Here is a 14,860-nt window from a genome sequence, read left to right as displayed (position 1 = left end):
GGGCAGGCCGGTAGCATTGCTGGCGCCATTCATCCCATTCCGACGCCATGCCGAATCCCCGACTCCGACATCTCCTGCTCGCCACCCTGCTGTGTTCCACCGCCGCCATGGCCGCGGCCGACGGAAAGTCCGCCACGAACCTCGCGCGCGCCGCCGAGGAAGCCGCGGCCCGGGCACGTTACGAGCAGACCGAGCGCGAGATCGAGGCGATGCTGCGCGCGCGCAGGGAAGCGATCCGGCGCGAGACCGGCACCCGCGTCGCTTCCAGCCGCAGCCGCCAGCAGGCCGAGGACGACGGCGTCCCCACCGGCAAGGCCGCGCGTCATGCGAGCTGGAGCTATGAAGGCGAGACCGGCCCGGAGCACTGGGGCAGGCTGCGGCCGGAGTGGACCAGGTGCGGCGCCGGCAACCGCCAGTCGCCGATCGACATCCGCGACGGCATCCCGGTCGACCTGGAACCCGTGGCGTTCGACTACAAGCCGGTGGCCTTCAGCGTCATCGACAACGGGCATACGGTGCAGGTCAATCTCGGGCCGGGCAACCGCATATCGCTGACGGGCCGCAGCTACGAGCTGCAGCAGTTTCATTTCCATCGTCCCGCCGAAGAGAAGGTGAACGGCCGGGGCTTCGAGATGGTCGCCCACCTGGTGCACAAGGATGCCGAGGGCAGGCTGGCGGTGATCGCGGTGCTGATCGAAAGCGGCAGCGCGCATCCGCTGATGCAGACCGTGTGGAACAATCTGCCGCTGGAAAAGAACGAGCCGGTCACGCCGCCGTCGCTGATCGATGTCAGCCAACTGCTGCCGCAACGGCGCGAGTACTACACCTACATGGGCTCGCTGACCACGCCGCCCTGCTCCGAGGGCGTGCTGTGGATCGTGCTGAAGGAACCGGTGCAGGCGTCGACGCAGCAGATCGGCATCTTCTCGCGGCTGTATCCGATGAACGCCCGCCCGGTGCAGTCGCCGGCCGGTCGCCTGATCAAGGAATCGCAGTAGGCATCACGTCCGGGCAGGCCGGCACCGTTCTGGCAGTCCGCTGCCAGCGGTACGACTGCCATTGGCAGAGTGCGGTGACGGCGCGATAATGACGCGACCATCCGGTCAGTTCACTCTTGGAAGACGGCCATGCCCACCGAACTCCCCGCCCCGCAGGTTCAGGCCCTGATCTCCTACCTCGAGCAGGAAGCGCAGCCCGCCATCGTGCTCGACACCGACTACAACATCCTGGCGCGGAACACCGCCTATCAGCGGCAGTTCGGCATCGCCGGCCGCAGCATCGTCGGCGAGAAGTGTTTCCACGTCTCGCACCACTACAGCATGCCCTGCGACCAGGCGGGCGAGCATTGCCCGATGAAGGCCGCATTCGACAAGCGCGGCGCCGACCGCATCCTGCATATCCATCACACGCCGCGCGGGCCGGAACACGTGGATGTCGAGCTTCGCCCCATTCTCGACGGGCAGCGCGACGTGGTGGCCTATGTGGAACGGCTCGCCACCGTACGCAGCGCGCATGCGCATGCGAGCAACGACGGGCTGGTCGGCCGCTCTCCCGCCTTCATGGACGCGCTTTCGGCGTTGCAGCGCGCGGCGCCGTCGATGTTGCCGGTGCTGCTGCTCGGCGAATCGGGCACCGGCAAGGAGCTGTTCGCGCGCGCCCTGCACGAGGCGAGCGACCGCGCCAAGGGGCCGTTCGTGGTGGTCGACTGTTCCGGCCTGACCGAGACGCTGTTCGAGAGCGAGCTGTTCGGCTACGAAAAGGGTGCCTTCACCGGCGCCAATACCCGCAAGCCCGGCCTGGTCGAAACCGCGCGCGGCGGCACCCTGTTCCTCGACGAGATCGGCGACGTGCCGCTGGCGATGCAGGTCAAGCTGCTGCGCCTGATCGAGAACGGCACCTTCCGCCGGGTGGGCAGCGTGGAAACCCTGCATGCGGATTTCCGGCTGGTGGCGGCGACCCACAAGCCGCTGGAAAAGATGATGGCGGCGGGCAGCTTCCGCCAGGACCTCTATTACCGCGTCAGCGCCTTCCCGATCCATCTGCCCGCACTGCGCGAGCGGCGCGATGACATTCCGCTGCTGGTCGAGTCCTTCCTGCAGCGGCTGGCGCGGAACGGGCGCCGTCTGACGGTGGCGCCGGAAGCCATGGCGCGCCTGCAGGCGCACGACTGGCCGGGCAACATCCGCGAACTGCGCAACGTGCTCGAGCGCGCCAGCCTGTTCGCGGACGACGGCCGTATCGGACTGGCGCAGCTGCCGCCGGCCGGCCGCAATCCGGCGCCGACGATGGGCGCGCAGGGTGAAGCGGGCGCGGCCGCGGGCAGGCTTGCGGACGAGGATCTCGCGCGTTTCGCCGCCGGCTTTGCCGGGACGCGGCAACAGATGGCCGCGGCGCTGGGAATGAGCGAGCGCACGCTGTACCGCAGGCTCAGACAGCTGAACATGGGCTGAGGGCGCGTCCGGTCTTCAGGCCATCATCAGCAGCGCGGCGCCGGCGCCCATGGCGGCCAGGCCGGCGGCAACCAGCGCGCCGAAGCGGCGTCCGCCCGCGAAGAACGCCAGCACGCCCTTGGCCGCGGCACTGGCCGCGAGCACGCCGACGATGCCCCATTGCGCCGTCTCCGCCGGGATACCGCCGGCGACACCGAGCTGGGCCACGCTGACGGCGGCGGCCTGCAACTCCACCAGCGCCACGCAGATGGCCGCCACCAGTACGCCGGCCCGGCCGAACAGTTCGCCCAGCCACGCCGAGAGCAGTGATACCGCCGCGATCGCGGCCGCGAGGCTCAGGGCGTGGACGAGCTGAAAGGCCCGCGCCGCCGAAGCGTCGCCGAGATCCTGGTGCTGCGGATCGCGCCGCAGCAGCAGCAGGGCCACCGCCACCAGCCCGGTGCCGGCGGCGACCAGCGGCCAGATCAGGGCATCCAGCAATGCCGGCGAGGCGGCGCCGATGACCGCGGCCAGCAGCAGCAGCGATGCCAGATTGGCCAGCAGGGCGGCGGCCGCCGCCAGCCCGGTCAACGCCGGCTTTTCGCGTGCCAACCGCCCGAGGCTCGCCACCGTCGCCGTGGAGGAGGCGAAACCGGAGAAGAAGCCGGCGACCGGCAGTCCGGCGCGCGCGCCCACCGCGCGGCGCGCGACATGGCCCAGCATGCCGACGGCCATCATGAGCACGACGATGCGCCACAGCGTGGTCGGGTTCAGAACGCCCCAGGGATCGATAGCCTCGCCCGGCAGCAGCGGCGCGACCACCAGCGCGGCGGCCGCGAGCATGAGCGCGTCGCGCATTTCCTGTTCGCTGATCAGTTCGCGGCTGAACCAGCGCAGGCCCTGTTTCGCATACAGCAGGATCGCGGTGAGCACGCCGAGCGCCGCCGCCAGCGGGGGGCTCTGATGCGCCAGCGCCGCCAGCACCAGCGTCAGCACGAGCGCAAGCTCGCCGGCGATGCCCCGGTCTTCCGCGTCGGCCCTGATATAGCTGACCAGGGCGAAAACGCCGGTGGTCAGCAGGGCCACGACGAACGGCGCCGGACCGAGGCGCCAGCATACGTAGCCGAGCACCGCCGCCAGCGCGTGGCTGCGCACGCCCGGCCGGGCAGGATGGCGGCGCTCGCGCACGACGCCGATCAGCAGTCCGAGTCCCAGGGCCGTCACCAGCCCTCCCAATGTATCGTTCCAGTCCATGCAGGCTGCTCTTGTTCCTGAAAATCGTCGCACGGGTGCGGCGACGGCCGCGCGCCATTATCCCATCGGCGGCGGTCGGACAGCGCGGGCGCTACGGGAAAAGACGGTTCGCCCGCGGGCCGTCGCGGCGCGCGGGCGGGAGGGGTTGGGCGGGCGAGCGCGCTCAGGCGCCGGCGCCGTCCTGCATTAGCAGCGCCACCGGCAGCCGTGCAAACACGTCCGACAGCCGCAGGCGGTTGTCCGCGGCGGTGAGGGGGAGATCGCCGAGCGTGTCGGCCCATTGCGGACCGCACTCCGCGGGCAGCACGAGTAGCGTATCGCGCCAGGCTTCGGTATCCGGCGCCACCGAGGACGGATCCGCCAGCGTGCCGCAGGGAAGACGGATGGCCGCCGCCAGCAGGGTGCGCCTGCCCGCGCGCCGCAGGAAGGCGATCACGCGCCCGGCACCGGGGCCGTCGACGGCCAGCGGCAGATACTCGCCGCGTTCGAACAGCTCGGGATCGCGCTTGCGCAGCGCCAGGGTGCGCGCCACCAGTTGCTGCTTGAGCCGGCCGCTGTGCCAGTCGTCCGCCTGCAGGCCGGTGCCGGCATCGTCCATCGCGGCGCGGCGGCGCTCATAGTCGACCGGCCGGCGGTTGTCGGGATCGACCAGGCTGAAGTCCCACATGTCGGTGCCCTGGTACAGGTCGGGTATGCCGGGGCAGGTCATGCGCAGCAGGGTCTGCGCCAGGCTCTTGGCGGCGCCGGCCGCCGCGATGCGCTCGACGAACGCGCACAGCGCGGGCAGGAAGCCGTGGCCGGCCGCCGGGTCGAGTATCGTCTGCAGGAAGGCGCGGCAGCCCGCTTCATAGGCCTCGTTCGGCTGCACCCAGTTGCTGACCTGCTTGGCCTCCCGCAGCGCCTTGGTCTGCCACTGGTCGACCCGCTCGACGAAGCGTCTCAGACCCTCGGCGTCGGACGGCTGCAGTGCCAGCGGCCAGGCGCCGACCAGGGTCTGGTACAGCATCAGTTCATCGCCCGCCTGCGGTGCGTGGGGCGGCGTGTCGTCGTCCGGGGTGAGCGCGGCGCGCAGCGGCGCGTTCATCGCCATCCACGCGCGCACCGTCTCCGCCCAGTCGCGCGGCATCTCGCTGAGGGCGGCGATGCGCATGCGCACGTCTTCGCCGCGCTTGTGGTCATGGGTGGCGGTAGCCAGCAGCGAAGCCGGAAAGCGCTCGGCGCGCAGCCGGTTGGCGTCGTGGAACGCCGCCACGTCCAGCGCGAACTGGCCCGGATCGGATCCGACTTCGTTGCGCGACAGCAGGCGGCCATAACGATAGAAGGCGGTGTCTTCCACCGACTTCGCGGCCAGCGGCGGCGTCAGCTGCTGGAAGCGGGTGATGGCGCGCTGGTGCAGGTGACGGATGCGCGGCGTGGCGGCGTCGCGCGGCGCGGCGCCGCCGAACCAGCCGGCCAGCACGTCGAGTAGCGGCCGCTCGGTGCGATCCACGCACTGGCGCGCATGCTCGAGCGCGCGTTCGATCACCTGCGCATCGGTCTCGTCGCAACCGTTGGCGTCCACATAGGTGCGGTACACGGGGAAGGCGACCAGGAATTCGGTGAACACGCGCCGGATTGCGCCGAGCGAGAAGTCGCGGGTGCGCAGGTCGGTGCGGGCCAGCGCGTGCAGCGCGCGCGAGGCGGCCTCGAACTCGCCGGACAGGTTGTTGGCCAGCAGGCGACGGCGCGCGGCGCGCACCTCGGCCAGGAAATCGTCCGGCTGTCCCGTCAGTTCCGTCCACAGCGCACCGAGGGGCGCCTCGCCGTCGGCGTCGTGCAGGACCGCGCCGACGCGGTCCATGAAGTCGTAGCCGCTGGTGCCGTCGATGTCCCAGTTGCCGCGCAGCTGTTCGTCGTGCGCCAGGATCTTTTCGACCACGATCCAGGCGGGCGCGGGCGGCAGCTCGGGCGGCCGCTGCGTCGACAGCGCCTGCAGCCGCGCGCGCAGCTTGCGGCAATAGGCGCCGGGATCGGCCAGGCCGTCGACATGGTCGATGCGCACGCCGTCGATCAGGCCTTCGGTGTAGAGGCGGAAAATCAGCGCATGGATGGCTTCGAACACATCGTCCTGTTCCACCCGCACGCCCGCCAGCTCGGTCACTTCGAAGAAGCGGCGCCAGTTGATGCCATCGGCCGCGCAGCGCCACCAGGCGAGGCGGTAGTGCTGGCGCTCCAGCAGCGCGTGCAGCCTTTCCATGCCCTCCGCCGTATTGCCGGCGAAAGCGCCGATGGCGGCGGCGATCAGCGCCGCGCCCTCGGCGTCCTGCGCCAGCTCGCACAGCATGCCGAAGCCGCGCGGCGCGTTCTGCTGGCCGGCGTCATGCTCGAACACGGCGAGCACCGGGGCCAGGCGTTCCGCGCCGGCCGCGCGCAGGATGTCGGCGTAGGTCTCGGGCGCGACCGGGAAGCGGTGGGCATAGTAGCTGACGAAGAAGCGGCCGCGCGCGGCATCGAACTCCAGCCTGATCTCGCCGGCGGCGAGTATGTCGCCGTACGGCTGCCCGAGGAAGGGGGCCATCACCTTGCCGTGCAGGGTTTCGTCGGCGGGGCGCCAGTCGATGTCGAACCAGCGCGCGTAGGGGCTGTGCTCGCCCCATTCCAGCACATGCTGCCACCAGGGATTCTCCGGGCCGACACCCATGTGGTTGGGCACGATGTCGAGGATCAGGCCCATGCCGTGGGCGCGGATGCGCTCGACCAGGCGGCGCAGGCCCTCCTCGCCGCCCAGTTCCGGATTGATGCGGGTGGGGTCGACGATGTCATAGCCGTGCATCGATCCCGCGCGCGCGGTGAGGATGGGCGAGGCATAGATGTGGCTGATGCCGAGCGATGCGTAGTAGGGCACCACCGCCATCGCGTCGTCGAAAGTAAAGTCCTTGTGCAGCTGCAGCCGGGCGGTTGCACGGGGAATCGCCATCAATGCTCTCCTTGGTCGTTTCGGGTCCGGTTCAGCTGCGCCAGGCGAGCGGCGACCTCGGGCGCGTCGAGCAGGTTCTCCACCGGCTGCGGCAGGCGGCGGCGCCAGTTCGGATGCTCGTCGATGGTGCCGGGCAGGTTCGGCTGCTCGACCAGGCCGAGCGCGTCCTCCACCGGCAGGATCGCCAGCGGTGCCGGGGTCGCGGCGATGAACGCGGCCGCCGCGTCCAGCACCTGGCGCGGCTGGTCGCTCGGCTCGCCGTGCACCAGGCCCTCGTTGCGCAGCGCCGCCCACAGCGTGTGACGCTCGTGCGCGCGCGCATCGCGCGCGGCGGCTTCGGTCTGCCCCGGTTCGAGCAGGTCCAGCTTCACCCGCCAGTCGATGTCGCGTCCGGCCCACCACCCGGCCATGGTCGGCAGGTCATGGGTGGTGGTGGTGGCGATCGCGCTGCGCGGATATTCGCGCGCGCCGAAGAAGCGTCGACCGTCCTGCTGGAATTGCAGCACCCGTATCCCGAGCAGGCCGGCGTCGGCGAGCCGGGTATCGAATCCCGCCGGCACGGTGCCGAGATCCTCGCCGATCACGATCGCCCGGTGGCGCCAGGATTCGAGCGCGATCAGGCGCAGCAGATCGTCGATCGGATAGCGCAGATAGGCGCCGTCCTCGGGCGAGGCGCCGTGCGGCACCAGCCACAGGCGAGCCAGTCCGAGCACATGGTCGATGCGCGCTCCGCCGCCGTGCGAGAAGGTGGCGCGCAGCATCTCGAGATAGGCGCCGAAGCCCCTGGCCTTCATCGCATGCGGCGAGAACGCGCCGATGCCCCAGCTCTGGCCGCGCGTGTTGAGCTGGTCCGGCGGCGCGCCGACCGACAGGCCGTTGATGATTTCATCCTGGCGGCTCCAGGCCTGGCTGCCGGCGCTGTCGGCCCCGACGGCAAGATCGGCGATCAGCCCGATCGGCATGCCCGCCTCGCGGCCCGCCTGCTGCGCGGCGGCCAGTCCGCGCGCGGCCTGCCACTGCAGGAATTCATGGAAGTCCACTTCCGCCGCGTGCTCGCGCGCGAATTGCGCCACCTCGGGCGCGCGCGGATCGCGCAGGCCGTCCGGCCAGCTGCGCCAGTCGCCGTTCTCGCCCTGCGCCAGGCGCCAGGCGTGGATCGCCTCGAAGCAGGCATGGTCGCGCAGCGCGACGCCCTCGCGCGCGCGGAAGGCATCGAAGGCATGGCGGTCGCCGCGCCGCAGGAACATGTCGTGCAGACGGCGCAGCAGGCGCAGGCGCAGCGCCGCCGCCGCCGGCCAGTCGATCAGTTCCTGCCGTTCCAGCGCGGCGAGCTGCTGCGCGGCGTCGCCGCCCTCTTCCGACAACGCCTCATGCAGCGCATTCATGCCGAGCACTTCGGCCGGATCGACATGCAGCGCATTGAGAAAGAGCCGGCTCGACGGGCCGTAGGGACTGAAGCGATGGACATCGGCGGAGAACATCGCATGCACCGGGCTGATCGCGACCGCGGCGGCGCCCCGGCCCGCGGCGCGGCGCACCAGCTCGCGCAGCGCGGTGTAGTCGCCATAGCCGCCATCGCCGTCGCGCCGCAGCGAATACAGCTGCACGCCGATGCCCCATGCCCTCGCCGCCTGCGGATGCTGCGCAAGCGCATCGGCGACGCCGAAGCAGCGCGGCGGCGCGACCGCGAGGCAGACATCGCCGTCGTCGGTGTGCAGCGTGTGGTAACCGCAGGCGTCGATCGCCGCCAGCGCGGTCCCATGCGACAGATCGTCGCCGAAGCGGCCGTCGACATGGCCGCCGCCCTCCAGGTCGATCCGGTAGGGACTGCGCGCCAGCGCCGGCGGCAGGTGCAGGCGCAAGGGCTGGCCGACGGTGGCGGTGACGAGCGCGGGCAGGCGTCCGCCTTCGAGTTGCGCGAGGCTTTGCAGGCACTCCTCGTCGCTGCCGCAGGCCAGGCCGAGCGCGCCGAGTATGCGGCGCATGCCCTCGTCGCTGACCTGCCTGGGCTCGCCGTTGAAGCTCTGCCAGTCCCGCATCAGCCCGGCCGCGTCCGCGAGCCGGTGCAGCTTGTTGTCGTTCATGACCCGGGCTCCAGCAACACGATGATGGAACGCGCCGGCAGCTCGCCGTCGAGCGAGGCGCCGGTGGCGTCGCGGGTCTCGAACAGAATCGTGCCGCCGCGCCCGTCCGCCAGGCCTTCGTAGCTGACCGGCACCGCCGCCGCGCCGAGGTTGACCGCGATCATCAGCACCGCGCCGTCGCCCATGGTCCAGCGCGCCTTCACCGCCCTCGGCCCGAGCACCGCGGCATCGAGCGCGCGCGCGCCGGCCAGGCGCGGCACGATCTGCGCATGGCGGATCGCGATCACGCTCTTGTACCAGTCGCGCCAGCTGGCGGCGACCACCGGATCGGCGACGGGAATGGACGCGTCGAAAGTCGCCTGCGCATTCGGGTCGGGGATCTTCTCGCGCGTCTCCGGCGCCGAGAATGCGGGGAAGCGGGCGAACTCTTCGCGCCGCCCCTTGCGCACCGCATCCGCCAGTTCCTCGGTCAGATGGCTGGTGAAGTACAGGAAGGGCGTGGTGGCGCCGATCTCTTCCCCCATGAAAACCATCGGCACATGCGGCGCCAGCAGCATCAGGGCCGCCGCCGCGCGCAGCGCGTCCGGGTCGGCCAGCGACGTCAGCCGCTCGCCGAGCGCGCGGTTGCCGATCTGGTCATGGTTCTGCAGGAACAGCACGAAGGATGTCGGCGGCAGATGGCCGCTCGGCTCGCCGCGCGGTTCGCCGCCCGGATAGAGCGAGGCGTCGCCCTGGTAGACGAAGCCCTCGGTCAGGCCGCGTGCGAGGCGCTCCGCGGTCTGGTTGGTATAGCCGGCGTAATAGCCTTCATGTTCGCCCGTCAGCATCACGTGCAGCACATGATGCATGTCGTCGTTCCACTGGGCGTCGTACAGCGGTTGCGGTTCGCGCGCGAGCAGCGCGGCGCTGTTGTCGTCGTTCTCGAGCACCAGGTGGATGCGGCGGCCGGGCGGAAAGGCCTCGCGGACGCGCTGCGCCATCTCGGCAAGGAAATCCTTTTCGCTGATCGCATGCACCGCGTCGAAGCGCAGGCCATCGAACCGGTATTCATCCAGCCACCAGATCGCGTTCTCGATGAAATAGTCGCGCACCTGCCGGCGGCGGAAATCGATCGCCTGCCCCCACGGCGTCTTCAGGTCGTCGCGGAAGAAGTCGCCGGCATAGGCATTGAGGTAATTGCCGTCGGGCCCGAAATGGTTGTACACCACGTCGAGGAAGACCATCATGTCGAGTTCGTGCGCGGCGTCGACCAGTTCCTTGAGCTGCTCGGGCGTGCCGTAGGCGGTGTCGGGCGCATAGGGCAGCACGCCGTCATACCCCCAGTTGCGCGGACCGGGAAAGTCGGCGATCGGCATCAGCTCGATCGCGGTGAAGCCGAGTTCGGCCAGGGCCGGCAGCTGCCTGCGCACGCCGTCGAAACCGCCGAGCACACCGGGATGCAGCTCGTACAGCACGGTCTCGTGCCACGGCCGGCCGGTCCAGTCCTTGCGCTTCCACTGATAGGCATCGCGGTCGCAGACCACGCTTGCATCGTGCACGTCGCCGGCCTGCAGCCTGGAGGCGGGGTCGGGCACCGCCAGGTCCTCGCTCACCCGGTAGCGGTAGCGGCTGCCGGCGCCGCAGTCGGCCTGCGCCTCGAACCAGCCGTCGGGCATGGCCTGCATCGGCTGCGGCGGCCGGCCCTCGACCTCGAGGCTCACCTGTTGCCTGCCCGGCGCCCAGAGGCGGAAGCGGGCGCGGTCGGGCGCCAGCAATTGCGCCCCGAAACTGTACTCAATCGAATGCATGGTCGGTCACCAGTAATACCGCGCTGTGGGCGGCGACAATAATGCGGTTATCCTGCGGCTGCTGCGGGGGCCGCTGTCCTTCGGCGGCGTCGATGGCGGTGCGCCAGGACATGGCGGGGGCCGGCAGCTGGAATTCGCGGTCTTCGGAAAACGCGTTGAGCAGCAGCAGCGTCGCGCAGATGCGTCCGCCCGCGCGGTCGGGCGCGATGCGGCGCAGGGCGAGCAGCCGGCCCTCGGCGAAATGCCAGCGCTCCGGCGTCATCTCGGCGCCGGTCTCGTCGAACCATCCGATGTCCGGCACGCCGTGCAGCGTCTTGCCGCCGGCCGCGAGGAAGCGGGCGCTGCGCAGGCTCGCGTGCGCATGCCGCAGCGCGATGCAGCGCCGCACGAAGTCGGTCAGGCTGCGGCCCGCCTCGCCGTCGGCCAGTGTCCAGTCGAACCAGGACAGCTCGTTGTCCTGGCAATAGGGATTGTTGTTGCCGTCCTGGGTGCGGCCGAACTCGTCGCCGCCGAGCAGCATCGGCGTGCCGTTGGCGAACAGCAGCGTCATCAGCATCGCGCGCTTGACGCGCTCGCGCACGGCGACGATCGCCGGGTCGTCGCTCGGCCCCTCATGCCCCCAGTTGAAGCTGCGGTTGTGGTCGCTGCCGTCGCGGTTGTGTTCGCCGTTGGCCTCGTTGCGCTTGCGCGAGTAGCTGACCAGGTCCTGCAGCGTGAAGCCGTCATGCGCGGTGACGAAATTGACCGACGACCAGGCGCGCCGGCGATGGTGGTTGAACAGGTCCGGCGAGCCGAGCAGGCGCCCGGCGAGCGGACCGCGCATGCCGCTGTCGCCTTTCCAGAACGACCGCACGTCGTCGCGGAAGCGGTCGTTCCACTCGGCGATGCCGGCCGGATGGTTGCCCACCTGGTAGCCACCCGGTCCGATGTCCCAGGGCTCCGAGATCAGCTTCACCCGCGCCAGCACCGGGTCCTGCAGCAGCGCGTCGAAGAAGCCGGAGCCGGGGTCGAAGCCGTAGTGCTCGCGCCCGAGCGTCGATCCGAGGTCGAAGCGAAAGCCGTCGACATGGAATTCCTGCACCCAGTAGCGCAGCGAGTCCATGACCATCTGTATGACCCGCGGATGCGACATGTTGAGGGTATTGCCGCAGCCGGTGTCGTTGACGAGATGACGATGATTGCCCGCCTGCAGCCGGTAGTAGCTCGCGTTGTCCAGCCCGCGCAGGGAGATGGTGGGGCCGAGCTCGCTTTCTTCGCAGGTATGGTTGTAGACCACGTCGAGTATCACTTCGATGCCGGCGGCATGGAGCTGGCGGACCGCATGCCGCATTTCATTGGGGGATCCATCCGACAGGTAGCGCGGCTCGGGGGCGAAATAGGACAGCGTGTTGTAGCCCCAGTAATTCGACAGCCCCATCGCCACCAGGCGCCTGTCCTGCAGGTAGGCATGCACCGGAAGCAATTCGACCGCCGTCACGCCGAGCCGTGTCAGATGATCAATCACGAAGGGATCAGCCAGTCCGGCGAAGGTTCCGCGCTGCCTCGGATGCACCGCCTCGGCGCGCATCGTCATGCCGCGCACATGGGTTTCGTAGATGACGGTTTTTTCCCACGGCACATTCGGCGCGCGGTCGTCATGCCAGTTGAAACTGGTGTCGGTCACCACCGCCTTCGGCATCGCCGGCGCGCTGTCACGGCGGTCGAAGGACAGGTCGGCGCGCGGCGAATGAAAGCGATAGGCGTACAGCGCGTCGGTCCAGCGCACATGGCCGTGCAGCTGGCGCGCATAGGGATCGAGCAGCAGCTTGTTCGGATTGAAGCGATGGCCCTCTTCCGGGCGATAGGGGCCGTAAGCGCGATAGCCGTACAGCGCGCCGGCATGCACGCCGGGCAGATAGCCGTGCCAGACTTCGTTGGTGCATTCCGGCAGCGGCACGCGCGCGATTTCATGGCGGCCGGCAGGATCGAAGAAGCAGAGTTCGATCTTGACCGCATGCGCGGAAAACACGGCGAAATTGGTGCCGTTGCCGTCATAGCTGGCCCCGAGCGGATAGGGCGCTCCGGCTTCGATCGCGGGCAGCGGCAGCGTGACCGCGCTCATGCGCCCGCGGGCCTGAGCACCAGTGCCGACAGCGGCGGCAGCCGCAGCAGCAGCGACTGCGGCTTGCCGTGGGCGGGCTGCTCGTCGCTGCGGATCTCGCCATTGGACACCCCGGAGCCGCCGTAGACCTGGTCGTCGCTGTTGAGCAGTTCCCGCCATGCGCCGGCCTGCGGCACGCCGATGCGGTAATTGTCGCGCTGCACCGGCGTCATGTTCAGCACCACCAGCAGCGGCGCATCGCCGTCGCCGCCCTTGCGCAGGAAGGCGAACACGCTGTTGCGGTTGTCATCGCCGATCACCCATTCGAAGCCCTCGGCCGTGGCATCGAAACGGTGCAGCGCGGGCTCCCCGGCGTAGATGCGGTTCAGGTCTCGCACCAGCCGCTGCAGGCCGCGATGCCCGGCGTCGTCGAGCAGATCCCATTCCGGCGAGCCGTCGTGATTCCATTCGCGGTGCTGACCGAACTCGCATCCCATGAACAGCAGCTTCTTGCCGGGATGGGTCCACATGAAACCGAGGTAGGCGCGCAGGTTGGCCAGCTTCTGGTGGACATCGCCCGGCATCTTGCCGAGCAGCGAGCCCTTGCCGTGCACCACCTCGTCGTGCGAGATCGGCAGCACGAAGCGTTCGGAAAACGCATACACCAGGCCGAAGGTCATGTCGTGGTGGTGATGCTGGCGGTAAAGCGGGTCCTGCTCGATGTAACGCAGCGTGTCGTGCATCCAGCCCATGTTCCACTTGTGGGTGAAGCCGAGACCGTCTTCCTCCACCGGCTTGGACACCCCCGGCCAGGCGGTCGACTCTTCGGCGATCATCAGGCTCCCCGGGCAGCGCCGGGCAATGGTCTGGTTCAGCTTGCGCAGGAAGGCCACCGCCTCCAGGTTTTCGCGGCCGCCATAGATGTTGGGCACCCACTCGCCCGCCTTGCGGCTGTAGTCGCGGTACAGCATGGAAGCCACCGCATCGACCCGCAGGCCGTCGACATGGAAATGCTCGAGCCATTCCAGCGCGCTGGCGATCAGAAAGCCCACCACCTCGTTGCGGCCGAGGTTGTAGATCAGCGTATTCCAGTCCTGGTGATAGCCTTCGCGCGGGTCCTGGTGTTCGTACAGCGCGCTGCCGTCGAAGCGCGCCAGTCCGTGCGGATCGGACGGGAAATGCGCCGGCACCCAGTCGAGAATCACGCCGATGCCCGCCGCGTGGCAGCGGTCGACGAAGGAGGCGAAGCCCGCCGGCGTGCCGAAGCGCGCGCTCGGCGCGAACAGGCCGAGCGGCTGATAACCCCAGGAACCGCCGAACGGATGTTCCATGATGGGCAGGAATTCGATATGGGTGAAGCCCATGCCGCTGACATAGGGGATCAGCCGGTCGCCGAGTTCATGCCAGTCGAGCGAGCGGTTGTCCTCCTCCGGCACGCGCAGCCAGGAGCCGGCATGCACCTCGTAGATGGACAGCGGCGCGTCCGGCCGGTGGCGCGCCGCGCGGCCCTGCATCCAGGACTCGTCGGTCCAGCGGAACGGCACGTCGGACGCCACCAGCGAAACCGTCGACGGCGGCGCCTCGGTGGCGCGCGCGACCGGGTCTGCCTTGAGCGGCAGCACGTTGCCGTCCGGACCGACGATCTCGTACATGTAGCGGGTGCCGCTGCCCACGCGCGGAATGAACAGCTCCCACACGCCGGCCTCCACCCGCTTGCGCATCGGATGGCGGCGGCCGTCCCACATGTTGAAGTCGCCGACCACCGATACCCGGCGCGCATTCGGCGCCCAGATGGCGAAACGGGTGCCGGCCACGCCATCGATGGTCATCGGATTGGCGCCGAGGCAGCGCGCCAGTTCCAGGTGATTGCCCTCCGCCAGCAGATGCATGTCGAGATCGCCGAGCAGCAGGCCGAACCCGTACGGGTCTTCGGTGTACTGCACATGCTCGCCGCCGTCGGCGTCCGGCCAGAAGATGCGCAGCGCGTATTCCTCGACCGCGCCGAGCATGGGCGCGGCGCTGACGAACAGGCCGGTCTGGTTGACGTTGTACAGCGATTCGATCACCCGGCCTTCGCCGTCCCGGTCGGCGCGCGCCACCACGTCCACCGCGCGCGCGCCCGGCTGAAAGGTGCGCACCAGCATGCGGTCGCCGACCCGGTGCGGACCGAGGAAGGCAAAAGGATCTTCCAGCCGTCCGTTGACGACAGCGGCGATCGCCGCTTCATCGACCCCGATCAGTTCATCGGTGAGTTCGCTCATTCCCCTGTG

The 14,860-nt window shown here is 69.6% G+C and carries 8 protein-coding genes; 2 read left to right on the top strand and 6 right to left on the bottom strand.

Translation table 11 applies throughout. The features are described 5' to 3' along the window. Positions 1-47: 47 nt before the first annotated feature. Complete coding sequence (locus NCCP691_RS16745; RefSeq protein ID WP_220809705.1) at positions 48-998, top strand: carbonic anhydrase; 951 nt, start codon at positions 48-50, stop codon at positions 996-998. Positions 999-1,127: 129 nt separating this feature from the next. After that, positions 1,128-2,450, top strand: coding sequence for a sigma-54 interaction domain-containing protein (locus NCCP691_RS16740; protein ID WP_220809704.1), 1,323 nt, complete (start codon positions 1,128-1,130; stop codon positions 2,448-2,450). Between the two features lie 15 nt (positions 2,451-2,465). On the opposite strand, the gene NCCP691_RS16735 is transcribed toward NCCP691_RS16740, so the two are convergent. From NCCP691_RS16735 to glgB, 6 genes are all read right to left on the bottom strand, one after another. Further along, the gene (locus NCCP691_RS16735; protein ID WP_220809703.1) at positions 2,466-3,683 is read right to left on the bottom strand and encodes an MgtC/SapB family protein; all 1,218 of its coding nucleotides are present in this window, start codon (positions 3,681-3,683) and stop codon (positions 2,466-2,468) included. A 163-nt stretch (positions 3,684-3,846) separates the two neighbouring features. Beyond that, positions 3,847-6,639, bottom strand: a complete 2,793-nt coding sequence (gene treY / locus NCCP691_RS16730; protein ID WP_220809702.1) for a malto-oligosyltrehalose synthase — start codon at positions 6,637-6,639, stop codon at positions 3,847-3,849. Then, positions 6,639-8,723: a 4-alpha-glucanotransferase gene (malQ, locus tag NCCP691_RS16725; protein WP_220809701.1), complete on the bottom strand. Its 2,085-nt coding sequence runs from the start codon at positions 8,721-8,723 to the stop codon at positions 6,639-6,641. Before malQ ends, treY begins: the two co-directional genes overlap by 1 nt. Continuing rightward, positions 8,720-10,510, bottom strand: a complete 1,791-nt coding sequence (gene treZ / locus NCCP691_RS16720; protein WP_220809700.1) for a malto-oligosyltrehalose trehalohydrolase — start codon at positions 10,508-10,510, stop codon at positions 8,720-8,722. The genes malQ and treZ overlap by 4 nt, the downstream gene beginning before the upstream one ends. Continuing rightward, on the bottom strand, positions 10,497-12,611 hold the full coding sequence (gene glgX / locus NCCP691_RS16715) for a glycogen debranching protein GlgX (RefSeq protein ID WP_220809699.1): 2,115 nt from the start codon (positions 12,609-12,611) through the stop codon (positions 10,497-10,499). The genes treZ and glgX overlap by 14 nt, the downstream gene beginning before the upstream one ends. Then, positions 12,608-14,851: a 1,4-alpha-glucan branching protein GlgB gene (glgB, locus tag NCCP691_RS16710; RefSeq protein ID WP_220809698.1), complete on the bottom strand. Its 2,244-nt coding sequence runs from the start codon at positions 14,849-14,851 to the stop codon at positions 12,608-12,610. Before glgB ends, glgX begins: the two co-directional genes overlap by 4 nt. Between the last annotated feature and the right edge of the window lie 9 nt (positions 14,852-14,860).

This window comes from Noviherbaspirillum aridicola, from assembly GCF_019656455.1.
Taxonomy (GTDB): domain Bacteria; phylum Pseudomonadota; class Gammaproteobacteria; order Burkholderiales; family Burkholderiaceae_D; genus Noviherbaspirillum; species Noviherbaspirillum aridicola.
The sequence above is the reverse complement of the archived record's forward strand: the minus strand, read 5'-3'. Positions and strand labels throughout refer to the sequence as shown.